The organism is Mycobacterium sp. PDNC021 (assembly GCF_048282635.1).
GTDB classification, from domain to species: Bacteria; Actinomycetota; Actinomycetes; order Mycobacteriales; family Mycobacteriaceae; genus Mycobacterium; species Mycobacterium llatzerense.
Genome location: NZ_CP182502.1, coordinates 292,634 through 315,007, shown reverse-complemented (window position 1 = coordinate 315,007; position 22,374 = coordinate 292,634). Strand labels below are relative to the sequence as shown.

21 protein-coding genes and 1 pseudogene are annotated in these 22,374 nt (G+C 65.6%); 10 read left to right on the top strand and 12 right to left on the bottom strand.

Features of this window, described 5'->3' with window-relative positions; genetic code table 11:
• Positions 1 to 3: 3 nt before the first annotated feature.
• Both ACNO8X_RS01545 and ACNO8X_RS01540 read right to left on the bottom strand, forming a co-directional pair.
• The gene (locus tag ACNO8X_RS01545) at positions 4 to 687 is read right to left on the bottom strand and encodes a queuosine precursor transporter (protein ID WP_418006071.1); all 684 of its coding nucleotides are present in this window, start codon (positions 685 to 687) and stop codon (positions 4 to 6) included.
• A gap of 67 nt (positions 688 to 754) precedes the next feature.
• A complete protein-coding gene (locus tag ACNO8X_RS01540; protein ID WP_418003861.1) occupies positions 755 to 1,744 on the bottom strand; it encodes an ABC transporter substrate-binding protein in 990 nt (329 codons plus the stop codon).
• A gap of 580 nt (positions 1,745 to 2,324) precedes the next feature.
• Between ACNO8X_RS01540 and ACNO8X_RS01535 the strand changes: the two genes are divergently transcribed.
• The gene (locus tag ACNO8X_RS01535; protein WP_418003860.1) at positions 2,325 to 2,903 is read left to right on the top strand and encodes a hypothetical protein; all 579 of its coding nucleotides are present in this window, start codon (positions 2,325 to 2,327) and stop codon (positions 2,901 to 2,903) included.
• Positions 2,904 to 3,066: 163 nt separating this feature from the next.
• Positions 3,067 to 3,483 (top strand): DUF732 domain-containing protein, encoded by a 417-nt coding sequence (locus ACNO8X_RS01530; protein WP_418003859.1) that lies wholly within the window; start codon positions 3,067 to 3,069, stop codon positions 3,481 to 3,483.
• Between the two features lie 13 nt (positions 3,484 to 3,496).
• On the opposite strand, the gene ACNO8X_RS01525 is transcribed toward ACNO8X_RS01530, so the two are convergent.
• Complete coding sequence (locus ACNO8X_RS01525; protein ID WP_418003858.1) at positions 3,497 to 4,555, bottom strand: patatin-like phospholipase family protein; 1,059 nt, start codon at positions 4,553 to 4,555, stop codon at positions 3,497 to 3,499.
• A 315-nt stretch (positions 4,556 to 4,870) separates the two neighbouring features.
• Between ACNO8X_RS01525 and ACNO8X_RS01520 the strand changes: the two are divergent.
• Positions 4,871 to 5,626 (top strand): annotated as a pseudogene (locus ACNO8X_RS01520) (L,D-transpeptidase); the annotation flags it as partial.
• A 161-nt stretch (positions 5,627 to 5,787) separates the two neighbouring features.
• Positions 5,788 to 6,012, top strand: coding sequence for a hypothetical protein (locus ACNO8X_RS01515; protein WP_418003857.1), 225 nt, complete (start codon positions 5,788 to 5,790; stop codon positions 6,010 to 6,012).
• 420 nt (positions 6,013 to 6,432) lie between these two features.
• Here ACNO8X_RS01515 and ACNO8X_RS01510 read toward each other — a convergent pair whose 3' ends face one another.
• Both ACNO8X_RS01510 and ACNO8X_RS01505 read right to left on the bottom strand, forming a co-directional pair.
• A complete protein-coding gene (locus ACNO8X_RS01510; protein WP_418003856.1) occupies positions 6,433 to 9,327 on the bottom strand; it encodes an RND family transporter in 2,895 nt (964 codons plus the stop codon).
• Complete coding sequence (locus ACNO8X_RS01505) at positions 9,324 to 9,758, bottom strand: MmpS family protein (protein ID WP_260940947.1); 435 nt, start codon at positions 9,756 to 9,758, stop codon at positions 9,324 to 9,326. The genes ACNO8X_RS01510 and ACNO8X_RS01505 overlap by 4 nt, the downstream gene beginning before the upstream one ends.
• A 303-nt stretch (positions 9,759 to 10,061) precedes the next feature.
• Here ACNO8X_RS01505 and ACNO8X_RS01500 point away from each other — a divergent pair, with 303 nt between their 5' ends.
• A complete protein-coding gene (locus ACNO8X_RS01500; RefSeq protein WP_418003855.1) occupies positions 10,062 to 10,643 on the top strand; it encodes a TetR/AcrR family transcriptional regulator in 582 nt (193 codons plus the stop codon).
• Here ACNO8X_RS01500 and ACNO8X_RS01495 read toward each other — a convergent pair.
• Positions 10,630 to 11,049: a nitroreductase family deazaflavin-dependent oxidoreductase gene (locus tag ACNO8X_RS01495; protein ID WP_418003854.1), complete on the bottom strand. Its 420-nt coding sequence runs from the start codon at positions 11,047 to 11,049 to the stop codon at positions 10,630 to 10,632. The genes ACNO8X_RS01500 and ACNO8X_RS01495 overlap by 14 nt on opposite strands.
• A gap of 154 nt (positions 11,050 to 11,203) precedes the next feature.
• On the opposite strand from ACNO8X_RS01495, the gene ACNO8X_RS01490 reads away from it, so the two are divergent.
• Positions 11,204 to 12,619: a PPE domain-containing protein gene (locus ACNO8X_RS01490; RefSeq protein ID WP_418003853.1), complete on the top strand. Its 1,416-nt coding sequence runs from the start codon at positions 11,204 to 11,206 to the stop codon at positions 12,617 to 12,619.
• On the opposite strand, the gene ACNO8X_RS01485 is transcribed toward ACNO8X_RS01490, so the two are convergent.
• Entirely contained in the window at positions 12,612 to 13,805 is a 1,194-nt protein-coding gene (locus ACNO8X_RS01485; protein WP_418003852.1) for a hypothetical protein, read from the bottom strand. The genes ACNO8X_RS01490 and ACNO8X_RS01485 overlap by 8 nt on opposite strands.
• Positions 13,806 to 14,233: 428 nt before the next feature.
• Between ACNO8X_RS01485 and ACNO8X_RS01480 the strand changes: the two genes are divergently transcribed.
• The gene (locus ACNO8X_RS01480) at positions 14,234 to 15,073 is read left to right on the top strand and encodes a hypothetical protein (RefSeq protein ID WP_418003851.1); all 840 of its coding nucleotides are present in this window, start codon (positions 14,234 to 14,236) and stop codon (positions 15,071 to 15,073) included.
• Between the two features lie 90 nt (positions 15,074 to 15,163).
• Here ACNO8X_RS01480 and ACNO8X_RS01475 read toward each other — a convergent pair whose 3' ends face one another.
• Positions 15,164 to 16,474, bottom strand: coding sequence for a hypothetical protein (locus ACNO8X_RS01475; protein WP_418003850.1), 1,311 nt, complete (start codon positions 16,472 to 16,474; stop codon positions 15,164 to 15,166).
• Between the two features lie 263 nt (positions 16,475 to 16,737).
• Here ACNO8X_RS01475 and ACNO8X_RS01470 point away from each other — a divergent pair, with 263 nt between their 5' ends.
• The gene (locus ACNO8X_RS01470) at positions 16,738 to 17,292 is read left to right on the top strand and encodes a hypothetical protein (protein ID WP_418003849.1); all 555 of its coding nucleotides are present in this window, start codon (positions 16,738 to 16,740) and stop codon (positions 17,290 to 17,292) included.
• Between the two features lie 5 nt (positions 17,293 to 17,297).
• On the opposite strand, the gene ACNO8X_RS01465 is transcribed toward ACNO8X_RS01470, so the two are convergent.
• Entirely contained in the window at positions 17,298 to 17,705 is a 408-nt protein-coding gene (locus ACNO8X_RS01465) for a MerR family transcriptional regulator (RefSeq protein ID WP_418003848.1), read from the bottom strand.
• Positions 17,706 to 17,760: 55 nt separating this feature from the next.
• Here ACNO8X_RS01465 and ACNO8X_RS01460 point away from each other — a divergent pair, with 55 nt between their 5' ends.
• Positions 17,761 to 18,219: a PPOX class F420-dependent oxidoreductase gene (locus ACNO8X_RS01460; RefSeq protein WP_418003847.1), complete on the top strand. Its 459-nt coding sequence runs from the start codon at positions 17,761 to 17,763 to the stop codon at positions 18,217 to 18,219.
• Between the two features lie 165 nt (positions 18,220 to 18,384).
• On the opposite strand, the gene ACNO8X_RS01455 is transcribed toward ACNO8X_RS01460, so the two are convergent.
• On the bottom strand, positions 18,385 to 18,843 hold the full coding sequence (locus tag ACNO8X_RS01455) for an STAS domain-containing protein (protein WP_043389992.1): 459 nt from the start codon (positions 18,841 to 18,843) through the stop codon (positions 18,385 to 18,387).
• 165 nt (positions 18,844 to 19,008) lie between these two features.
• The gene (gene ligD / locus ACNO8X_RS01450) at positions 19,009 to 20,247 is read right to left on the bottom strand and encodes a non-homologous end-joining DNA ligase (protein ID WP_418003846.1); all 1,239 of its coding nucleotides are present in this window, start codon (positions 20,245 to 20,247) and stop codon (positions 19,009 to 19,011) included.
• Positions 20,248 to 20,324: 77 nt separating this feature from the next.
• Between ligD and fadD2 the strand changes: the two genes are divergently transcribed.
• Complete coding sequence (gene fadD2 / locus ACNO8X_RS01445; protein ID WP_418003845.1) at positions 20,325 to 22,025, top strand: long-chain-fatty-acid--CoA ligase FadD2; 1,701 nt, start codon at positions 20,325 to 20,327, stop codon at positions 22,023 to 22,025.
• On the opposite strand, the gene ACNO8X_RS01440 is transcribed toward fadD2, so the two are convergent.
• On the bottom strand, positions 22,022 to 22,318 hold the full coding sequence (locus ACNO8X_RS01440; RefSeq protein ID WP_418003844.1) for a hypothetical protein: 297 nt from the start codon (positions 22,316 to 22,318) through the stop codon (positions 22,022 to 22,024). The two genes, fadD2 and ACNO8X_RS01440, sit on opposite strands and share 4 nt — an antisense overlap.
• Between the last annotated feature and the right edge of the window lie 56 nt (positions 22,319 to 22,374).

Genomic DNA, 22,374 nt, shown 5'->3' with positions numbered 1-22,374 from the left:
CGCTCAGACAGCAAAGTCGTAGGTCGGTTCGCGACGCTTGATGTAGCTGATCACGCGGTAGGTCACCGGCAGGAAAAGAACCTCGACGGCGGTCTTGTACAGCCAGCCCTGGCCGGTGTAGACGGCGAAGTCGTGGAAGGTGCTGATGCCGATGGCGTTGGCGGCGATGGCGCAGAACACCAGGGTGTCACCGAGCTGCCCGGCGAAGGTCGAGCCGACCAGCCGCGCCCACAGGTGCTTCTCCTTGGTGCGTTCCTTGATGGCCACCACGACCCACGCGTTGATGGTCTGTCCGACGATGAACCCGGCCAGACCCGCGATGATCAGCTGCGTGTAGGAGTGCACGACGTTCTCGAAGTGCGCCTGGTTCGGGTAGAAGTCGGCGGCCGGCAGGTAGATGGTCGCCCAGAATGTCAGGGCCGCAAGGATATTCATCGCAAAGCCGAGATAGATCGCGCGCCGCGTGGCCTTGAATCCGTACACCTCCGACAGCACGTCGCCGATGATGTAGGTGAGCGGGAAGACGATGAAGCCGCCGTCGGTGATGATCGGCCCGAATGCCACGCCCTTGGTGGCGGTGACGTTGGAGATGATGACCAGGGCCGTGAACACCGCGATCAGGATCGGATAGTAGGTCGATCCGACCTGCGCGAAGCGGGCGTGCTGTTCGGGGCGCTCGGTGCCGATCACGCCGATCATCTTGGCAGGCGGAACGGCGGGTGCAACCCGGAGCCGGGTTCGGGCCCGGATCGGGTCAGGCTAGCGCCGCGGTCAGCAGGGGCGGCAACTGATCGGCCACGGCCGGATAGGACAGCACCGAGGCGAACGCGATCGCCGCGGACAGGTCCTTGTTGGGGAAGACGATCCGGTTGGCTTTGGCCTGGCTCAGCTGAGCGACCGTCGGGTCGGCCAGCACGGCGGGCCGCTGGTCGTCAGCGTCGAGAGTCCAGATCAGCACGTCCGCGCCGCGGAGCGCACTGGCCATCTGGTCGCGGGGCACGAAGGCGTGTTGTCCCTTGGTGAAGGAGTCCAGCCCGTCCGGGATGGCGATGCCCAGCTCGCCGAGGAACTCGGTGCGCCACCCGGAAGGCGTGATCTCGACCCCGTCCGCGGTCGGAAGGCCGTTGACGATCAACATCTTTCGGCCGCTGAGTCTCGGGTTCGCCTTACCCGCGCCGGCGAACTTCGCGTCGACGCCGTCGATGAGCTTCTTCATGTCGTCGGCCTTGAAGACTGCCTGTCCGATGACGTTGGCCTGGTCTTTCCATGGTTCGAAGAAGGCGTCCTGGCCCGATTGGGCGATTGTCGGTGCGATGGCCGACAGCTTCTTGTAGGTGTCGGCATCCAGTCCGGCGTTGGTGGCGATGATGAGATCGGGCTTCAGGGCGGAGATCTTGTCCACCTGGATGCCGTCGTTGAGGTTCAGGACGGCCGGCTGTGCCGGACCCAGAGCGGGCTGGGCCCACGGCCACACCGCGAACGGTTGGTTTCCGAACCACTCGGTCACGGCGATCGGGACCACGCCGACCGCCAGCAGTTCGTCCTGCCCGGTGAGGCCGGCGCACACCACGTTCTTCGGCGGTGCCGGAATCCGGGTGGAACCGAATGCGTGATTGATCGTGACCGACCCGTCGCCGGCAACGGTGCCCGAGGCCGGCGGCTTGGTGCATGCGGCGACCGCCACGGCACCGGCGGCACCGGCGGCCAGTGCCAGGAAGCTACGGCGCGAGCGGTTTGGGTGCACGTCGGTGAGTCTTTCACCTGCCCCGGGGAACGGCAGCGGTAACACGCGCACGGGGTCGGTACCGGCCGGGTGCCTCGAGCTGCGGCACCAGACGCTCGCGGCCCGTTGATCTAGTTTGCCCACAACGTAAATATCGATGGCGTGCCGGCATCGAGGCGAATGGAATCGCGCAGCATACCTTGGGTACGTACTCCTTCAGATTATTAGCTGTACACCAGAGTGTCGTCCGTCGGTCGGCGGCCGCTAGCTACGTGCTTGCCTAGGGTAGCGATTCTTAAATTGCTGGTAAATACCGGTGTGTAACCGGCGTTTCCGGTGGGTCGCGTGGTCCGTGCGTTACCTGTGAGTCGCTTGATGTTGTTAGCGGAAACCGGGTGATGTCAGTCGTTTGACGTATCGTCGGGCACCCCATCGCCGTGCTGTAATTGGGATGAACGTCGTTCTTTGACGGACAAGAGGGATTTGCTGGGAGGCGGCTATGGCGATGGATTCTGGCGGACTGAGCGTCCCGCGTCGACGTGGTCGGACCGAGCCCGCGGCGGTACGCCAGGGGCTCGCCTCGAGGCGGCCGGAGCTGGTCGTGACACGGCATCTCCCCGAGCTGCTCGTTGGCCTGCGGTGGATGTACGACACCGCGCAACCGGACGGGGCTGCGGTGAGTGCGGGCGGTCAGATCGTGCGGTCTGGCCGGCGGACCTTGCGGTTCCGTCCGCAGGACTGGCAGGGGCATGCGGTGATCGAAATCGTCGGTCCCGCCGCCGCCGGCGATCCGTCGCCGCGAGCCGAACTGGAGGCGTACGTCCAAGCTCTCGATGACATGGGCGAAGAAGTGGTGGCCAGCTGGATCGGCCGCGGAGGCCAGGTGCGGAGCATTGCGTTGGCTCGGCCGGTGCATCCGACGCTGCGCGCGGCCGTTGATCGCTATGTGGCCGGCTGCTCCGAGCATCCCGGCCGGCAGTGCGCGTGCGGCCGGCGGGCCCGCGACTGCAGCGTGTCGCTGCGCGCGGTTGAGCGGGCCGTCGGCCGTCACCAAGTAGAGTTCGACGCGCTGGCGGGGCCGTGGCCCGATGCGCTGGACCCGTCGGGAGAATTGAGGGTGATCGCCGCGGGAGTGGTGCCTCAACTCGCCGAACACATAGTGACCGGCAGCGCCGTCTGACCGTTTCGCCGGTATCACGCCGATAAGTCGGGAAAGTTTCATTTCCCGTTCGGTTATCGCTATGCCCGAATGATCTTTATTATTCCGTTACGGACACCGCGGGGGCGGTGCCGGAATTAATTGACGGAAGCGTCTTATATGGCGGTCGGGAGGTGTTGTTGCGATGACTGCGCGAGTGATTACCGGCCTGCTGCTGGCGGCCCTGGCAGTGGCTGGTCTCGGCGTTTCTGCCCCCGCATTGGCTGATGTCGGAACGGGCCAGATGGCGGCCTGCGCCGAACGGGGCAACCCGCTCGACTGCGTGCCGACGAATGCCGCGGCCAACGCGGCAGAGGTCGCCTATCTCACCGAGCTGCACGGCCGGCTGAAGAGCAGCGACGCCGACCTGCTCAAGACCGGCCGTCTGACCTGCAATATGTTCGTGTACGCGGGTCAGCCGACGGGCGATGCGGTGAACAATATTTCCAATTCGTTGAAGGTGAACAAGGCCTCCGCGACTTTCGTGATGGATATGGCGATGGTGCATTTGTGCCCCGGCCTCAACATCGGTCCCGACGGAGTGCCGCGCCCCCGCTTTTAGGCCGGGAGGGCATTCACGTCGAACCGGCGTGAAAGCGATGTAGGTAAGAGGGCCAGTCCCAGGTATTCAGGAATTCCTTTGCGGCGGCGTAGCCGTTGTCGTAAAGACGCTTCCGATCCGCCTGGGAAATGTCGAAATTCAGGTATCCGATGCCCGCGGCATCGACGACGATCGTGCGCGCTGCGACCGATGGCTGCCGCAGATAAGTCTGGTCATGTCCGAGTAGTGCGGTGTTGATGAGGTTCTCCAAGAGCCGCGGTGCACCGGGTAGATCGACCACCGGTGCCAGCCCTGGGCCCGGGTCGCCGTCGCCCTGGGCGGCACGCTGGGCCGTGACGGTGATGCCGAAGCTGGGCCAGCGCGGCACCTTCCCGTCGGTGCGATCGAGCGAATACATCGGGAAGTTCGACAGCAGACCACCGTCGATGAGGGTCGACATCGTGCCCGAGGCGCCGGTGATCGTCACCGGACGAAAGATGAACGGGATGGCCATCGACGCGCTGACCGCGTCGGCGACGGACTGTTCGTCGGGATCGAGGCCGTACATCCTGCGGTAGTCCCAGGGCAGTCGGACCAGCGTGCCGCGGGTGATGTCGGCGACGGTGACGACCAGGCGGTAGCGCTGCTCGGGCGGCAGCTCGCGGTCGTCGAGTGCCAGATCGCCGAAGGTCCGTACCCCCAGATTGCGCAGCTCGCCGGCGACCCAGTCGTGGACGGTGTCGCCCCGGTACATCCCCTGGCCGCGGAAGGCGGTCCAGTACTTGCCCAGCACCGGGATTCGGCTGGTGCCAACGGGATCCAGGAACTTGCGGTAGGGCAGGGACATCGCCAGCTCGTGGAGTTGGTCACCGCTGAGCTGACAGCCGGCCGGCTGACGACGATTCGCGGCGGCGATGACAGCGCCCACCAGGGAGCCGGCCGACGTTCCGGAGACCCGGCCTACGCGATAGCCGGCGTCACCGAGGGCGACGACGGAGCCGACCAATCCGATCGCCTTGACGCCACCGCCCGACAGCACCAGATCGGCGGTCTTGACCGGGACCGCAGGGGAGTCGTCGGGCCTGTGCACCATTGGTCACGATGCTAGGTGAACGACTGCGGTTTGCCTTGGACTGCAACGGCTTGTGACGGCAATGCGGCGCTGGTTGCGGGTGTGGCGGGCGTTACACGGGCACTCAGCCGATTCTTAGGCGCAGACTAAGCCGCCCTCAGTACGCATCCCTAATGTTGCTGGCACATCGAAGATTTCACCGGAGGGGGGTGGCGAATGGAGCATCGGTACTGTGACCGCATGTTGGCGGCACGCGCATTTGTAATGGCAATGTCCATGGTCCTTCTCGTCCCCACCGCGGTGGCAGCTGCAGACGACGACGCACCTCCTCCCGGCCCTGCGGGGCCGCCGCCGGTCTCGTTCTCCATGACCTCCGGGGCGCCGATTCGAGACGGCGCGACCTACGGCATCGGAACGGTGATCGTCGCGCACTTCGGCGGTCCGGTCGATGAGGCTGCGGCCGCTCGGGACCTCGTGGTGACCGCGAACCCGCCGGTGGCCGGGTCCTGGCACTGGGTCAACAACACCACCGCGCACTGGCGCCCGCCGCAGTACTGGGCGCCGGGCACCGTGGTGTCGGTGGCCGGGGGCCCGACGTTCACCATCGGCGCTTCCCATGTGTCGATCGCCGACGACGCGACCAAGAAGGTCAACGTGTACGACGGCGGCGCGCTGGTGAAGACCATGCCGACCTCCATGGGGCGCGGCGGCACCGAAACCGTCAACGGCAAGACCCTGAGTTTCTGGACCCAGCCGGGTGTTTACACGGTGCTCGACAAGAGCAATCCGGTGATCATGGATTCGTCGACGTACGGGCTGCCGATCAACAACCACCTTGGATACAAGGAGACCATCCCGTACGCCGTGCGCGTCAGCACCGACGGTGTGTACCTGCATCAGCTCGACGCCACGGTGTGGGCGCAGGGCAACACCAACACCAGTCACGGGTGCCTGAACCTGAACCACGACAACGCGCAGTGGTTCTACAACTTCTCGGTGCCCGGCGACGTGGTCGAGGTGCGGAACACCGGCGGCAAGCCATTGCAGCTGTGGCAGAACGGCGACTGGAGTGTGCCGTGGGACCAGTGGTGATAACGATGCGGTCAATGTTGAATTGCGGTCGCGTCGATGTGACGCACACCACAAAGCATTAGGTACACTGGGCAGTGTCACGGCAAAAGTCCTAGTCACGACCGGTACTTAGCCGATAAAATTAGATAGCTGAAACAAACAGTTTGAGGTCAGGAGTGGTCGTGGGAGCAGTAGCGCATTTGCCGAACCAGTTCGAGCCGGCACAGCAGTCGGCGGCGGACGCATCGTTGATGGACTTGTTGACGACGTGTTCGGGCATCATCGAGTCGACCTTCGCCGACCGCATCCGTGAGCTCGGTGGTACGGAAGCCGAAGTTCACCGGATGTCGTCTTCGGCGGCCTACGCGGTGTTCGCCTGGTCCACCGGCCGCGGCTTCGGCGTCTGAGTCGGTAGACCGGTAGCGTCCGCGCCGACGTTCGGCGCGCGCTGCCTCCGGTAGCCCACCCGGCCTGGCCGGCCCCGTCATTCCACCCGTACACCCGCTGGTGCCCGTTTCGGTGCGACAACCCTGTCGCACCGAGGCGGGCATTTTGCGTTCTGGCGGCAGGGCCCGCGCATATGCGGCCAGCCCCCTCGTCCCGATTCAAGCGGTCGCCGCAACAAATGTGGACGGAGTGCGTGTGTTCAATCGTGATGGCAATCTGCCGCCGGTTGCCGAACCCAGGGACCTCTGACGTCCTGAAAAGGTACGTGGGTTCAATCGGGATGACTGCCAGTAACAACCTTCGCGCCACTCTCCTCTAGCGCACAGAAAAACGCCGCGCTGAGGCAGGCAGTCTCAGCGCGGCGCTTTCGGTACGACGGGTCAGACGGTCGCGTCGACCTTCTTGTCGGGGGTCGGCCAGGGCACCGGCACCGGACGCTGGCGCACGATCTGCGGCCACCAGAACCACTTGCCCATGAGGGCCGCGATCGACGGCATCATGAACGACCGGACGACCAGGGTGTCGAACAGCAGGCCCAGGCCGATCGTGGTGCCCACCTGGCCGATGATGCGTAGCTCGCTGATGATCATCGACGACATGGTGAAGGCGAAGACCAGGCCGGCGTTGGTGACCACCGAGCCCGTGCTGCCCATGGCCCGGATGATGCCGGTGTTCAGGCCGGCATGGATCTCTTCCTTGAACCGGGCCGCCAGCAGCAGGTTGTAGTCCGCGCCCACGGCCAACAGGATGATCACCGACATCGGTATCACCATCCAGTGCAGCGGTAGGCCGATCAGGTACTGCCAGATGAGAATCGACATACCCAGCGACGCGCCCAGCGAGATCGCCACCGTCGCCACGATCACCGAGGCCGCCACCACCGCTCGCGTGATGATCAGCATGATGACGAAAATCAGTGCGAGAGCGGAGATTCCGGCGATCATCAGGTCGTAGTCAGAGCCCTCGGCCATGTCACGGAAGGTCGCCGCACTGCCGGCCAGGTAGATCTTGGAGCCCTCCAGCGGGGTGCCCTTGATCGCCTCCTTGGCGGCCTGCTTGATGGCATCGATGTGCGAGATGCCTTCGGGGGTAAGCGGATTGCCCTCGTGCTGGATGATGAACCGCACCGACTTGCCGTCCGGCGAGATGAAGTTCTTCATGCCGCGCTTGAAATCGGCGCTGTCGAAGGCCTCGGGCGGCAGGTAGAACGAGTCGTCGTTCTTGGACTTGTCGAAGGCCTCACCCATGGCGCTGGAGTTCTTCTGGCCCTCGGCCTGCTGATCCAGCTGTCCCTTCTGGGTGGCGTACATCATCTGCATGTACTTCTTCATGTTCTTCATGGTCTCGATCTGCGGGGGCATGACCTGGACCATCTGCTTCGTCAGCGCGGACATCTTGTCCATGTCGGGGATGACGGTCTGGAAGTCGTCCGTCATGGTGTCGATGCCGTCGAGGGTGTCGAACACCGAACGCATGGACCAGCAGACCGGGATGTCGTAGCAGTGCGGTTCCCAGTACAGGTAGTTGCGGATCGGCCGGAAGAAGTCGTCGAAATCGGAGATGTGGTTGCGCAGATCCTCGATGTCGCCCAGCATGCCGTGCATCTTGCCGACCATGCTGTCCATGACGGTTGACATCTGAACCGTGATGGCCTGCATCTTGGTCATGGTGTCGATGCTCACCTGGATGTCAGCCACCTGCTTGAGCATGTTGGCCATCATGTCCTGCTGGTACTTCTGGTTCATCACCTGCGTGGTGCTCTGCATACCCAGCTGGAACGGGATGGTCGAGTGCTGGATGGGCGTGCCCTCGGGCCGGGTGATGGCCTGCACCTGAGCGATACCAGGAACGGCCACAACGGCTTTCGCGATCTTGTTGATCACCAGGAAGTCCGACGGGTTGCGCAGGTCATGGTCGGACTGGACCAGCAGCAGATCGGGATTCATGCGGGCGGGCGAGAAGTGCCGGTTTGCGGCCGCGTAGCCCTCGTTGGACGTGAGGTCCGCAGGCATGTACTGGCGATCGTCGTAGCTCGTCTTGTAGCCCGGGATGGCGACCAGGCCGACCAACGCCACGGCGATCGTGGCGACCAGGATCGGGCCCGGCCAGCGGGTGATCGCCGCGCCGATCTTGCGCCAGCCGCGCACCCGCATCGCGCGCTTGGGTTCCAGCGTCTTGCCGAACTTGGTGACCACGGTGATGAGGGCCGGGCCGAGGGACAGTGCGGCGAGCACCACGGTGACCATGCCGATGGCCAGCGGGATGCCCAGCGTCTGGAAGTACGGCAGTCGGGTGAAGTGCAGGCAATATGTCGCGCCGGCGATCGTCAGACCCGAACCGAGGATCACGTGCGCGGTGCCGTGATACATGTCGTAGTAGGCGTCCTCTTTGGACATCCCTGCGGTGCGCGCTTCCTGATACCGGCCGATCAGGAAGATCGCGTAGTCGGTCGCCGCCGCGATGGCCAACATCGGCAGCAGGTTGGTGGCGAAGGTCGACAGGCCGATGACGTTGTAGAAGCCGAGCACCGCGACCAGGCCGCGCGCCGCGCCCACCAGCACCATGACGATGAACAGCTCGATCAGCACCGTGACGAACGATCGGTACACCAGCAGCAGCATCACGATGATGACCGCGAATGACACGGCCTCCATGACCTTCAGGCTGCGATCGCCGGCGACGTTCATGTCGGAGGCCTGGGCGGCCGCGCCGGTGACATAGCTCTTGACACCAGGCGGGGCGGGCACGCTGTTGATGATCTTGTCGACGGTCTCGACGGACTCGTTGGCCAGCGACTCGCCTTGGTTACCACGCAGGTAGACCTGCACGTAGGCGGACTTGCCGTCCGCGCTCTGGGAGCCGGACGCGGTCAGCGGGTCGCTCCAGAAGTCCTGGACGTGCTCGACGTGCGCGGTGTCGGCCTGGAGCTTGGCGACGATCTGGTCGTAGTAGGCGTGCGCGGCGGCGTCCAGCGGTTCTTGGCCTTCGAGGACCACCATGGCCGAGCTGTCGGATTCGAACTCCTTGAAGTCGGAGCCGACCTGCTTCATCGCGATCATCGACGGCGCGTCGTGCGGTGACATCGAGACCGACCGCATCTTGCCGACCTCGTCCAGCCCCGGAACGATCGTGCTCAGCACTACCACGATGGCGATCCAGGCGAGGATCACCGGGATCGCGAGCGTGCGCATCAGACGCGGGATCAGCGGCCGGTGCGGCGGTTGCTCGGCCTTGGGGAACGAGTCGGTGGGGGTATCGAGGCTGTGGTTGCTCATGCAGATTTCACCAGGCAGAAGGTTTGGGCGTGCACGCCGGTGGAGGTGCGGGTGTCTTTGAGTTCGTCGTCGACGTGGACGGTGCAGGTGATGGAGTCACCGTCGCCTTGGGCGACGATGTTCGGCGACGCTGCCGGTGCGGTGGTGGACAGGACGAGTTTCCAGGGCAGCATGGCGTGGTCGACGCGCTGCGGTTTGGCGTCCAGGTCGAGGTAGTTGATGTCGGCGTAGGCGCCGGGTTCGCCGGTGATCTCGTAGGTGACGACCTTGGGCTTGAACGGTTTGGCGTCGTCGGCGAAGTTGCGCGGGGTGACGATGACGGGGTTCTGGCCGAAGTAGCCGCGCACGCGCTGCACGGTGAAACCGGCGACGAGGGCCACGGCGAGGATGAGCAGCGGGATCCACGCCTTCTTGAGCGCAGTGCCGATCATGCAGCGATCTCCTTGGTCATGCTGACCTCCCCGTTCCTCGATTGCTCGACATGCCTTGGCGGATTGCGTGACCTGGGGCGCTGCGCACCGTTTGTGCGGCGCCGCCAGCTGTGTCACATTCAGTCTGCCGATCGGCAGACTCAGAGTATCCACCAAGGTAAACTTAGACAAGTTAAGCGAATGAATTGATGCAGGTCGGTGCGCACATCGGGGCATCCCGTGTGACGCACGTGACGTCGCCGTGACAGCGGTGGCCAGGGCTACACGGCGACCACCCGGTCGGCGGTGAACAGGGAGCGGGGATTGGCCAAATCGGTGGGGCCGCGCGGATCAGCGCGCACGCGGGTGATCGAAGCGGCCCTGGCGTTGTTTGCGGAGCACGGCGTGAACGGCACATCGCTGCAGATGATCGCCGATCACATGGGGGTCAGCAAGGCCTCCGTGTACTACCAGTTCCACTCCAAGGACGACATCGTGCTCGCCGTTATCCGGCCGGTGTTCGCCGACCTCGATCAGCTGGCCACCGCGATCGAGGCCGAAGAGCGAGGGCCGGCCCGGCAGGAGGCCGCGATCACCGGGTTCGTCGAGCTCGCGGTCCGGCACCGGCGCGTGACAGCAGTCTTCTATCGCGACCCGGCGATCGACACCCTGGTCAACTCCCACGAGGAGTGCAGCGCCATCAATCGGCGGCTACGCAGCGTGCTCGGACTGGACGGCGCAGACACCGAGACCAGGGTGACCATGTCGCTGGTGATCTCGGGCGTCTACGGCAGTGCGATGGACCCCGAATTGCAGGACATTCCCGACGGCGAACTACATCGCATCTTGTTGCAGTCCGCGCGTCGGTTACTGCCGATCGGGGAGCGGGAAGTTATTCGGCGATGAAGACCGGGATCAGACGGTCGGTCTTGGTCTGATACTCGGCGTAGGGCGGGTAGGCCTCAACTGCCCGGTCCCACCACTCCTGGCGTTCGTCGCCCTCGAGCTCGCGGGTGGTCAGCTCCACGACCGTCTCGCCGTCCTGCGCCGTGATCTGCGGGTTGGCCTTGACGTTGTGGTACCACGACGGGTGCTCCGGGGCGCCGCCCTTGGACGCCACCAGGGCGTAACGGCCGTCGTGCTCGACCCGCATCAACGGCACCAGACGCTTCTTGCCGGACTTGGCTCCGGTGGTGGTGAACAGGACCACCGGCCGATCGAGGATGTGCACGCCATCGGTGGTGCCCTGCGCCAGAATCTGTTCGGTCTGCTTGCGGACCCAGTCGGTGGGGCTCAGTTCATGTTCGGTCACGTCAGTTCCCAACGGATTGAGGAAGCCGGGTTATTCCGGTCGAACCCAATTCTTACCGGTCGGCGGATGTCCCGGGGCGATCCTCGGCCGAAATCCCCTTGGGCGCACTGAGGTGGCCAACCCGAGCGACCTAACTTAGGTTAGCCTAAATTATGTGTCGACGATATGGGAGACGCTGCCGCCGGAGGTGAGTTCGGCGATGCTCGCGACCGGGCCGGGGCCCGGTTCGTTGTTGGCGGCCGGCGCAGCGTGGCGTGGATTGGCTGCCCAATATGGCGACGCCGCAACGCAATTGACGGGCATCCTGGCGGCGGTCCAAAGCGGGGTGTGGGACGGCTCGACTGCCGAGCAGTACGTGGCCGCCCATCAGCCGTTCTGTCACTGGCTGACTTCGATGAGTGCCGTCGCCGAGTTGATCGCCCAGCAGCACGACACCGTCGTCGCCGCCTATACCGTCGCCGTCGCGGGCATGCCGACGCTGGCCGAACTCGCTGCCAACCATGCCGTTCACACCAGTCTGCTCGCGACGAATTTCCTTGGCCTCAACACCATTCCGATCGCGCTGAACGAAGCCGACTACGGCCGGATGTGGTTGCAGGCGGCTGCCACCATGCGGGTGTACGAGGGCGTGTCCACAGTGAGCGTGCAGTCGTCGCCGACCGCATCGCCGGCTCCGGCCGTCCTGTCCGCTGATTCTGGCGCTTCGGCCCGCGCCGCGTCGGCGACGTCGGGTTCCGGTCAATTCACGTTCCGCGATCCCGCGGGCATTGTGGTCGAGCAGGTGCGAAAACTCGTCAACGCGCTGGCCGAGTGGGCCCGTGAGCTGCCGGAACCGTTGCGCAGCATTGCGACTCAAGCGTTGGACGGCGCGGCTGCCGCGGTGAACGCCAAACTCTTCAGCATCCTCACCTACTCCGTGCTGGATCCGCTCATCTATTTCGGCCCGTTCGCCGCGGTGCCTGCGCCGGCGGCCGCTGCTGCCGCGGCCGCGGCAGCGAGCGGTGTTCCGCCGGCCGAGCCCGTCCCGGACGTAATCCCGGGTCCGGTGGCCGAATCACCTGCATTGGGCCACAACGATATTCAGGATCGCAGTGATTGGCCGACGGCCGGAACGACGCCGGCGGGCATGACGTCATCGGCCGCGCCGCAAACCGGTTCGACGCCGGCTCCGTCATCGCCGGCCGCACCGATGGCTCCTGTGCCCGACGTGCCGTACCTGTACGCCGTGGGTGTCGGCCCGGACGGGGAGGGTTCCGCGCCGACGGTGCGTGGTTCGGCTACGCAGGTGGCATCCGCCCCGGCTCAAGAACCGGTGGCGGCGAGCGTGGCCGTGGCCGAGCGCCGCGCGGCCCGCCGGCGCCGGAAAGCGCGGCAATACCGGCACGAAACAATGGCGGCCGATGGTCGGATGACTCTGCCTGGCACACCGGCAGAGCCCGACGTCATCGGAACCAATCGCGATGCGGGACTTGATGTCTCGGCTCGCGGGTTGGTCGGCCCGCGGGCGACGGTGTTACGCGAAGTGGTGCGTACGCCGATGCTGCCGTCGACCTGGGCTGGGCCTAGTTGACGAACCGCTGGGCGCGACTGGGTGCCGATGCGGTGGCGCGGGCCTGCCGGTATCCGACCAAGCCGCCGGCGGCGGTGAGGGTGATGATGCCGGCGAACCCGGGGACGGCGACCGCCGCCACCTCGCTGAGTCCCGCGGCCCGCAGGTAGTCCGGATAGCCCGGCCGGAAATCCGTCGATGCGACGAGGTGGCTCTCGGCGGCGAAGACGTTGCGGGGCTGGATCGGCGGGACTGGCTTGACGGGTGTGCCCGGAGCGCCGGGCGAGACGTCGCGCGGTACCGAATCCGTGCTTGCGGCAAAGGTTTTCGGAATCTGGGGCGCGTTCTGCTGGAGGGTCCGGTTGTCCAGCGGCGACTGGATGAGGGGCATGCCCGGCTCATATTGCAGGAACGGCAGGTTGGACGCGGCTGCCGCCAGGTCTCGGACGGTGCTCTCGATGGGGTTGATCAGGGCATCGGCGAAGACCGGCAGTGCGGCGAGACCTGGAATCGGCACGGCTTCGACGACTGTCGGGAGGGTGGTCTTGACCAGGTCGAGCGCCGTCAACGGAACCTGGGCGGCCATCAGTGGGAGTTGCGCCAGCGGGGGCTTGGGTGCGGCCGCGGCGGTGGTGTCCTCGGTGGTCTTGGCCGGCTCCGGCGCCAGGGCGGCAGACGGTTGTGGTGCCGCGATGTTCGTCGGCGCGGGGGCCGACGCGGCGAACGTCGATGCGGCGCCAGGCGTCAGCTGCGGGGCGTTCTGGTTGGGCTTGATGCCGGGGATGATGCCGGTCAGCGGTGCGCCGCCGATGATGCTGGTCGGGTGCTGGATGATGCGGGTGAACTGACCGACCATGCCGCCCAAGGTGTTCGGCAGACTCGACGACGAGCTGCTGCCCGTGGTCGAGCCCGTGGTGGTCGAGGATCCGCTGGTCGTCGATGTCGTGCCGGTGCCGGTGCCGGTGCCGGTCGTCGTCGACGTGTCCGAGCTGCCGGTGGTGCCGCCAGTGGAGGTGCCCGTCGTGGTGCCGGTGGTGCCAGTGGTCGAGCTGCTGCCCGTCGTGCCCGTAGTTGAGCTACTACTACTGCCGCTGGTGTCGGAGTCGGAGGACGGAAGCGCGAATGCGACGGCGGCTTCGGGAAGGAATGCCAGGCAGCCCGCGGCGAGGAGGCTGGAGGCGGCGGCGAGCCGCGCGTGGGGCATCACGCGGAGATCACCTCCCCTTTTCTGACCAAAGTGCAGTATGTCACACCCGTCTGACCATTACCTATGAACAAAGTAAGGCCCTACTCCGGCGTCAATTGATGCGGGGTGTGTTCGGTGCTCGGTGGCGGGTCAACCGGGTTCTGGCGGAACTCCCGAAAGCCTGCATCTGGCCCGGTATTGACGCCTCTTTCAAATTGTTCCAGAAGGTGCTAATGAGGCAAATGTGACTACTGGTGTTATTGAGTTGAAGCCCCCATAAGAAAAGGAGACAGAATTTCAGTCCGGTCTCAGAGATCAACGTAGCGAAACGCATAGGGTTCGAACGGTTATCGGTCCGTGTTGTATTTGTGACATTTGTAGCCCACCGTTACCGAAGTGAAATCAGTGCCCAATGTGGCGCCGAGCACTCAGGAACAGGGAGCGTGCTGATGACCGCAACGACTGAAGTGACGTACCGCAGGCGATCGGTGGCTGCCCGCCCGGGCCGGCCGAAGACCGGAAGGACACAGGTCGGCTCCGTGGATGTCATCGCGACATCTGCCGCGGTGCTGCGGCCTGTCGTGGTGGCCGGGGCGATCGTCGCCGCGGCTCTCATGTGGGGGCCGCGCGCCCAGGCCGACGTCGTCCATGACGCGCTCAATGATGTCGGCATCGGCAACAACGGGCCCGTCAGCAACGCGATCGCCGAGGTGGGTACCTCGATCTGCCCGCTGCTCGTGCAGCCCGGCAGTCAGATGGCCAGCACGGCAACTCAGATGAGTGGCAACGGCGGCATCGCGCCGCCGCTGGCCGGGTTCGCCACGCAGGTCGCGATCCAGACTCAGTGCCCCGCCTTCATGACGGCGCTGGCCAACGGGAACATCCCGGCGTTGATGAACGGCGGCTTGCCGGTGGCACCGCCGGGGCTGCCCTCCGTCGGGCTGCCGGACCTGTCGGGCGCCACCGCGGCGCTTCCGGGCGCCCTGGGCGCGGTTCCGGGCACGCTGGGCACGGCTACCACTCCCGTATCGAGCGTCTTGGGCGCGGCCACGGCTCCGGTGCCGGGAACGTTGGGTGCGGTGACGGCACCGCTGCCGGGGACGTTGGGGGCCGCGACGGCACCGGTTCCTGGTGTGCTCGGTGCGGCGACCGCGCCGTTGGCTCCCGCGCCTGGTCTGGCCACCCTGCCGGCGGTCACGGCGCCCGCGCAGGGCCTGCTGGCACCCGCGGCGCAGGCGCCGTTGCAGCTGGCTTCGTCTCCGGTCGTGCCGGCGATTCCTGGTTACTGACGTCTGACCCCGTCCACCGGATGCGGGCGGGAATGCATTGAGGGCTGTGGCTTTTCGAAGCCACAGCCCTCAATGTTGTTGTACTACGTGCTAGCTGTCGTGGCTGCTGCTGCTGCTGCTGCTGCTCGAGCCGTGCGACGAGCTGCCGCCCTCGGGGGCACGGTGCTTGCCACCGGTCGAACCCGCGGGCACGGAGACCGAACCGCTGGCACCATCGGGAGCGCTGTGCTTGCCGCTCTTCGAGGTGGACTTGTCGGTCTTCTTGGACTTGCTCGAGTCCGCCTTCGTGGACTTGTCGGCGGTCGACTTGTCGGTGCCCGTCTTGTCGTCCGACTTGCTGTCCGACTTCGTGTCGGACTTGGTGTCCGGCTTGTCGGTGCCCTTGGACTCGGTGCCCTTGGCGTCGGTGCCCTTGGCGTCGGTGCCCTTGGTCTCGGTGCCCTTGGTGTCGGACTTCTCGTCGGTCTTGCCGGCGGGCTTGCTCGTGTCCTTGGCCTCGGTCGGGCTGTCCGTGGTGGCGCCGGAGCCGGTGCTCTCCGTCGTCTTCCCGGTGTCGGTGGCGGCGGGCGTCTTGTCCGGCGTGCTGGACGCAGGCGACGTCTTGGCCGAAGCGCTCGGCGTATCCGACTCGGCGGCAGCGGGTTTGACCGTCAGAGACAACGGCTGGGTCGTGGGCACGACCGTGGCCGCAGACAGTGTCTTCAACGAGGTGGTGGCGGCCAACGGCGTTGCGGCCAAGGGGAATCCGGAGAGAATGGCGCCCGGCAGGGCGTTCAGTCCGGCGATGAGCGCGCCCGGCAGGGCGCTGATGCCCTTGATGATGGTGGCGGGCAAGGTGCTCAGGTTCTGCAACGCAGCGATCGCGGTCTTGATCGCGGTGTTGATGAGCACGGGGATGGTCGCCGTCGTGCCGTTGAAGAACGAGGCGTTGATGGCGTTGATGCCCTTGATGATGGCGTTCGGTGCCGCGATCAGGGTGTTGACGATCGGGAGCAGCGTGGCGGCGTGAATCGCCTTGTTGATGTTGTTCAGGCCCGTGATGATCGCATTCGGGCCCTGGATGAGCTGGGCGACGAACGGGCCGACCGTCTGGGCGTAGAGCGCGGCGTTGAGCGTGTTGAAGGCCTTGATGAACTCATTGGGGCCGGCGATGAGGTTGTTCACGAACGTCTGGTACGTCGTGAATGGCAGCGAGATCAGCTGCAGCAGGTCTGCCGGGAAGGCAGTCAGGTAGTACTTCTCCGCGTAGGTGGAAACGGCGGTCACCGCGGAATGCGCCGCGGGCACGGTCTGTGGCCCGGGCAGCGGCGCCACGGCTCCGACCGAGGCGACGATGCACACCGAGCACATTCCGGCAACGAGAGACGAAGGCAGTGCGTTGTGCCGAACAGCGATTTGCATGATGGACCCCGGATTCAGTGAAGCAGAACGGAATTAGGCGGTCTGAAGGTAGCGGAAACCAGGACTCGCCTCTAGCTGAGAAAATTCACCCCTCGGCCGTCTGACCTGCCGATACGTGCGCAATTTGCCCGCCCGGGTAAATAAATCAAGCTGAAGTTTTCCAAGAATTCATCCAGGGTCCAGGGGTTACGACCGGCAATCGGTTTGCCGGGACGCGGTGTGGGCGCTCGCCGAACGGGTCGCGGTGTGATGTGGTGGTGACGATGTCCGACTTCACATTCCGCGCCGCGGGGCTGCTGGCTGCAACCCTGACGGGTGCGGCGCTGGTGCTGGCCGGGAGCCCGGCGGCGTCTGCCGATCCCGCCACGGACGCGCAAGGGTTCGTGGATTCGACGGCGCGCTGCCCGACGGGCGATACCGCGGTGGCTTTCGGGAGCACCGCCTCGTCGCGGGTGGCCATCTGCAAGAGCGCCGGCGGTCAATATCAGTACCGCGGCGTGCGCATCAGCGATGGTGCGAAGCTGATCATCTCCGCCACCGCGGACGGCAGCGGCCGCTACACCGCGACGAGTGACGGCATCACCTATGTCGTGAGCGCCAAATCGCTTGACATCAGCGCGGGTTCACAATCCATCAGGTCCGAGCCCATGACCTTTTATCGCAGCGGCGGGCCGCTGACCGGCACGGCCGCCGCCGCGCCCGCGCCGGCGGGCACGCCACCCGCACCTGTCACAGGAGCTCCCGCGCCCGTGCCGACCACTCCACTTCCGCCGCCATTGCCTGCGGAAGTCGGTGGTGCCCGCCCTAGCGGGCACTGACGCGATCAGCCGACGGCAGTCTGGGAGTCCCAGGGCTTGGCGGGGTGAATGCCGCAGCTGCAGGCGTCGATCGACGGGCAGGTGCACTGCAGGCCCCACTCGACGATCGCCCGGGCGAGATGTAATTCCGCGATCTTGGTGTCGATCTCGACGAGCTTGGCCGTGGCCAGTGCGCGCGTCGAGGGGCGGCCGGGGGCGTCGTCGGCGAACAGCAAGAGGATCTCGTCCAGGGAGAACCCGGCGGTCTTGCACACCCGGATGACGTTGAGCCGATCGACGACGGCGCCGTCGTATCGGCGCCGGCCGCCGACCCGCGCCGGTGCGGGGATGAGACCGATCTGTTCGTAGTAGCGCAGCGTCGTCGCGGCGACGTCGGTGCGCGCCGACACTTCGCCGATGGTGAACGTGGCCATGACCCTCCTGGATCGGGCTTGACTTGGAGCCAACTCTAAGTCGTTGACTGTGTGCATGGCTACCAACGCACAGCGATCAGACATCAGCGAGTTGAGTAGGACCCGGTACGCACTGCTCCGGAGCTACCGGAAAAGTGGCGAGCCGGTCGATACCCCGATGTGGTTCGCCGCTGCGGGCAACTCCGTCATGTTCCGGACCAAGCGCGGACCGAAAACCGCACGTCTGCGGGCGCATCCGCAGGTGGAGCTGACCGCCTGTGACTATCGCGGCCGAAAACTCAGCGGCGCCACCGTATTCACCGGCACGGCGACGATCCTCGACGACGTGGCTGCGGCTGCCGCGAATCGCGTGCTGCACCGACGCTATGGGTGGCAGTGGAATCTGGTGCCGCTCCTCAGGATTCCGGGCGTGACGCAGGTACACGCCGGTCTGCCGTGGCGCGAGAAATGGCGCAAGGCACGGAATCGGAATGTGTGGGACGACAGCGTGATCGTGCGCGTCGACTTCCCATAGGCGACGCCCACGCAAAAACACGGTGCCGACACCAGGATTGGTGTCGGCACCGTGTTGGAGGTCGAAGGTGTCAGAAAGCCGGCGTCGCGAGATGCGTCCTACGACGGTGGTGGTGAAGCAGGGCACTCAGCCAGCGGAGATCGATCAACATGTTCAGTTCCTGTCTTACGCGGACTTCTTGGTGAGGAACGGCAGCAACCGACGGCGCTCGTACATGCTGTCCGAGAAATGGTGCAGCGCTTCGGAGACGGAGGTTGCGGTCGGGAAGGCGGACTCTGCGCCGCAGGCCAGCAGTGCGGTCGAAACCGGCTGGGATGCGATCAGGGACCACTCATTACCTGCTGCGATGCAGCTGTCGTTGACCTTGTCGAGCAGTTCGACACAGGACACTGCGAACGAGGTGACCCCGCTCAGGTCCAGGATGAACGGCTTCTCGGGAAGGACGCAGCGCCGTGCCTGCGCTGCTACCAGGTCCACATCGGATTCGTCGATGACTCCGGTGACGGTGAGTACCGTCGCCAGTTGGCGGCACTGGGCGCGCACCTCGGCGTCGCCGCAGGCGACCGCCGGATTGCCATAGCGGAAAGCGGCTGTCGATGCCGAGTCGCTGGTGACCATAGCCATGTGATGCCTCCCTTCGATGTTGCCGAACGCCCGACTGCTGTGTCGTTTCTTCGGCTCAAGATCGAAGTTATGTGCCCAAGTTAAGGTACCGGGGAGTAAGTCCTAAATCATCGCTAAGAAGTCTGATAGCTCCAGCTAGCAAACATGGTCTCGGCGGGGTAACGCTCACGGACGGCGCCACTGGTTGCCCTGATAGCCCACCCACGGCGAATAGTCGGCGATGAGCGGCTCCTGCGGCGGCCGCAACTGCTCCGGCACATGCTGCAGATTGATCCGGATGCGGTACCAGATCGAGCTGGGTCCACGCATGCCGTCGACCAGAACATCGATGGCTTCCAGGGCAGATGCCGCTTCGGGATGACGGAACCGCCACACCTCGAGGGCGGCCATCGCCTCGTCGCGGGTCTTGGTGCGGGCAACCTCGATGAGCGGCATCTGCGACGCGCGCCGCCCGTCGGCCGATGCGCCGCCCTCGGGTTTCTCCGCCTTGGGCATCGGACCCAGTTCTTCGGCCAGCGCCAGCAATCCCTCCAGACCGCCTGCAGCGGCGTCCATCCCGGCCCACGGGTCGCCGAATTGCGCGTACCGGCCGGGCACCGTCGCCACGGTGAATTCCTCGGGACGGCAGCCCGGGACCTCGTCCCAGAACAGCGGTGTCGAGACCCGGGCGTCGGGCCGCGACCGCACCGAGTACGCCGACGCGACCGTGCGGTCCTTGGCGTTCTGGTTGAAGTCGACGAACACGCCCTGGCGTTCCTCTTTCCACCATCGGCTGGTCGCCAGGTCGGGTGCGCGTCGCTCCACCTCGCGTGCCACCGTCTGGGCGGCCAACCGCACCTCCTTGTACGACCAGTTCCGCTCGATCCGGGCATAGATGTGGAAACCCCGCGAGCCGGAGGTCTTGGGCCATGCCGTCAGCCCGTAGTCGGTGAGCACATCGCGCACCACGATGGCGACGTCGAGGATCTGTGGCCACTCGACACCCGGCATCGGGTCCAGGTCGACGCGCAGTTCGTCCGGGTGTTCCAGGTCGTCGGCCCGGACCGGATGCGGGTTGAAGTCGATGCAACCCAGGCTCACCGCCCACACCAGCCCGGCGGCCTCGTCGATCACGGCTTCTTTCGCAGAGGTACCGGAGGCGTATTTCAGCTCGGCCACCTCGATCCAGTCCGGCCGTTTCTCCGGCGCCCGCTTCTGGAAGATCGCTTCCTGCGCAATGCCTTTCACGAACCGCTTCAGGATCATGGGCCGCCGGGCCACGCCGCGCAGCGCGCCGTCGGCGACGGACAGGTAGTAGTTGACCAGGTCGAGCTTGGTCACCCCGGGTTCCGGGAAGATCACCTTGTCCGGGTTGCTCACGGCAACCTCGCGTCCGCCCACCTCGAGGGACCGCGAGTCACCCATGTGGACAGCGTAATCGGCCCGATAATTGGGGCGGGAGTTCCGGCCGTGTTGCCCGGGGTGTCACATATGGTTGGCTCATGGCGAAGCTGACTGACCTCCCGTCGCAGGTGGCAAACAAGGTTCAGGAAACTTTGGAGAAGTCGGTCGGTAAATACGTCGACCGCGGCGCCGCCGAACTCCACTACGCCAGGAAGATGTTCGAGGCGGGCGCCCTCAAGCTCGAGTCGCCGCAGCACATGGCGGCCATGCTGGCCGACATCGTCCGCTGGGGTGAGATCGGCATGGTCCCGGCGCTCAATGCGCGCCGGACTCCGCACCGCACCGCCGTCATCGACGACGACGGCGACATCACCTTCCAGGAGTTCGACGACGCCGTGAACGCGACGGCCAACGCGTTGCGCGCCAAGGGCGTTCAGGCGGGCGAAGGCGTCGCGATCCTGGCCCGCAACCACCGGTGGTTCCTGGTGTCGGTGTACGGCGCGGCGCGTGTCGGTGCGCGAATCATCCTGCTCAACACCGAGTTCTCGGGTCCGCAGATCAAAGAGGTCTCCGAGCGCGAGGGTGCCCAGCTGATCATCTACGACGACGAATACGCCGACGCCGTCGCGCTTTCGGAGCCGCCGTTGGGCAAGCTGCGGGCGCTGGGGCACAACCCGGACAAGCCGGAACCGTCGGGCAGCGTCGACGAATCACTGGCCGACGTTATCGCTCGGACCAGCAGCCTCGCGCCGCCGAAGGTCGCGAAGTCGGCTTCCATCATCATCTTGACCAGTGGCACGACGGGAACTCCCAAGGGCGCCAATCGAAGTGCTCCGCCATCGCTGGCCCCGGTGGGTGGTGTGCTGTCCTCGGTGCCGTTCAAATCCGGCGAGGTGACCAGCCTGCCCGCGCCGATGTTCCACGCGCTGGGGTACCTGCATTCGACCATCGCGATGCTGCTCGGCAGCACGCTGGTGTTGCGCCGCCGGTTCACGCCGGCCACCGTGCTCGCCGACATCGAACGCCACCAGGTCACCGCCATGGTGGTGGTGCCGGTGATGCTGTCGCGCATTCTCGACGAACTCGACAAGACATCGCCGAAGCCGAACCTGTCGAGCCTGCGCATCGTCTTCATCTCGGGTTCGCAGCTGGGGTCCGAGCTGGCGACGCGGGCACTCAAGGATCTGGGCCCGGTGATCTACAACCTGTACGGGTCGACCGAGATCTCGTTCGCCACCATCGCCCGCCCTCAGGATCTGTCGATCAACCCGGCGACGGTCGGCCCGGTGGTCAAGGGCGTCCGCGTGAAGATCTTCGACGACAACGGCAAGGAGCTGCCGCAGGGCAGCGTCGGGCGCATCTTCGTCGGCACCACCTTCCCGTTCGAGGGGTACACCGGCGGCGGTGGCAAGGAGATCATCGACGGGATGCTCTCGTCGGGCGACGTCGGTTACTTCGACGAGCGCGGACTCCTGTACGTCAGTGGCCGGGACGACGAGATGATCGTCTCCGGCGGTGAGAACGTGTTCCCCGCCGAGGTCGAGGATCTGATCAGCGGGCACCCCGAGGTGGTGGAGGCGACCGCGATCGGGGTCGACGACAAGGACTTCGGCGCGCGCCTGCGGGCGTTCGTCGTCAAGACCGAGGGCGCGACGGTCAGCGAGGACGACATCAAGACCTACGTCCGAGATCACCTGGCGCGCTACAAGGTTCCGCGCGAGGTCGTCTTCCTCGACGAGTTGCCGCGTAACCCGACGGGCAAGATCCTCAAGCGGGCGCTGCGGGAGATGGACCTCTAGTTACCGTTGACGTACCAGGACAGGCAGCCGGGCTTGTCGTGGCACGCGATGATGGCACCCGCGTCGGGAGCCGCGCCGCGCACCTTGGGGATGTTCCGCACAGGCAGGTTGCAGTTCACGACGTACGGGTTCCACGGGACGACGCCGTTGACGCACGGGTCACCGCCCGCCTGCAGCGTTGTCGTCGGGCTGCGTAGGGCAGTCGGGACGACCGTGAACGAGATCGCGATGGCCCCGATGGACACCAGTCGCAGTACCCGCGCCGCACGTGTCGTCAGCTCGTTTGTGGTCATGATCGTCACCACCAACCAAATCTTCCGCTTACGTCAACGGTACGCCTGGTCCATAC

Bases quoted from the DNA above. Each gene is read 5' to 3' on its own strand.
- ACNO8X_RS01530 (WP_418003859.1), top strand. From the start codon at position 3,067: ATGACTGCGCGAGTGATTACCGGCCTGCTGCTGGCGGCCCTGGCAGTG.
- ACNO8X_RS01440 (WP_418003844.1), bottom strand. From the start codon at position 22,318: ATGACCACAAACGAGCTGACGACACGTGCGGCGCGGGTACTGCGACTG.
- ACNO8X_RS01455 (WP_043389992.1), bottom strand. From the start codon at position 18,843: ATGGCTATGGTCACCAGCGACTCGGCATCGACAGCCGCTTTCCGCTAT.
- ACNO8X_RS01470 (WP_418003849.1), top strand. From the start codon at position 16,738: ATGTCCGACTTCACATTCCGCGCCGCGGGGCTGCTGGCTGCAACCCTG.
- ACNO8X_RS01480 (WP_418003851.1), top strand. From the start codon at position 14,234: ATGACCGCAACGACTGAAGTGACGTACCGCAGGCGATCGGTGGCTGCC.
- ACNO8X_RS01465 (WP_418003848.1), bottom strand. From the start codon at position 17,705: ATGGCCACGTTCACCATCGGCGAAGTGTCGGCGCGCACCGACGTCGCC.
- ACNO8X_RS01460 (WP_418003847.1), top strand. From the start codon at position 17,761: ATGGCTACCAACGCACAGCGATCAGACATCAGCGAGTTGAGTAGGACC.
- ACNO8X_RS01505 (WP_260940947.1), bottom strand. From the start codon at position 9,758: ATGATCGGCACTGCGCTCAAGAAGGCGTGGATCCCGCTGCTCATCCTC.
- ACNO8X_RS01525 (WP_418003858.1), bottom strand. From the start codon at position 4,555: ATGGTGCACAGGCCCGACGACTCCCCTGCGGTCCCGGTCAAGACCGCC.
- ACNO8X_RS01475 (WP_418003850.1), bottom strand. From the start codon at position 16,474: ATGCAAATCGCTGTTCGGCACAACGCACTGCCTTCGTCTCTCGTTGCC.
- ligD (WP_418003846.1), bottom strand. From the start codon at position 20,247: ATGGGTGACTCGCGGTCCCTCGAGGTGGGCGGACGCGAGGTTGCCGTG.
- ACNO8X_RS01510 (WP_418003856.1), bottom strand. From the start codon at position 9,327: ATGAGCAACCACAGCCTCGATACCCCCACCGACTCGTTCCCCAAGGCC.
- fadD2 (WP_418003845.1), top strand. From the start codon at position 20,325: ATGGCGAAGCTGACTGACCTCCCGTCGCAGGTGGCAAACAAGGTTCAG.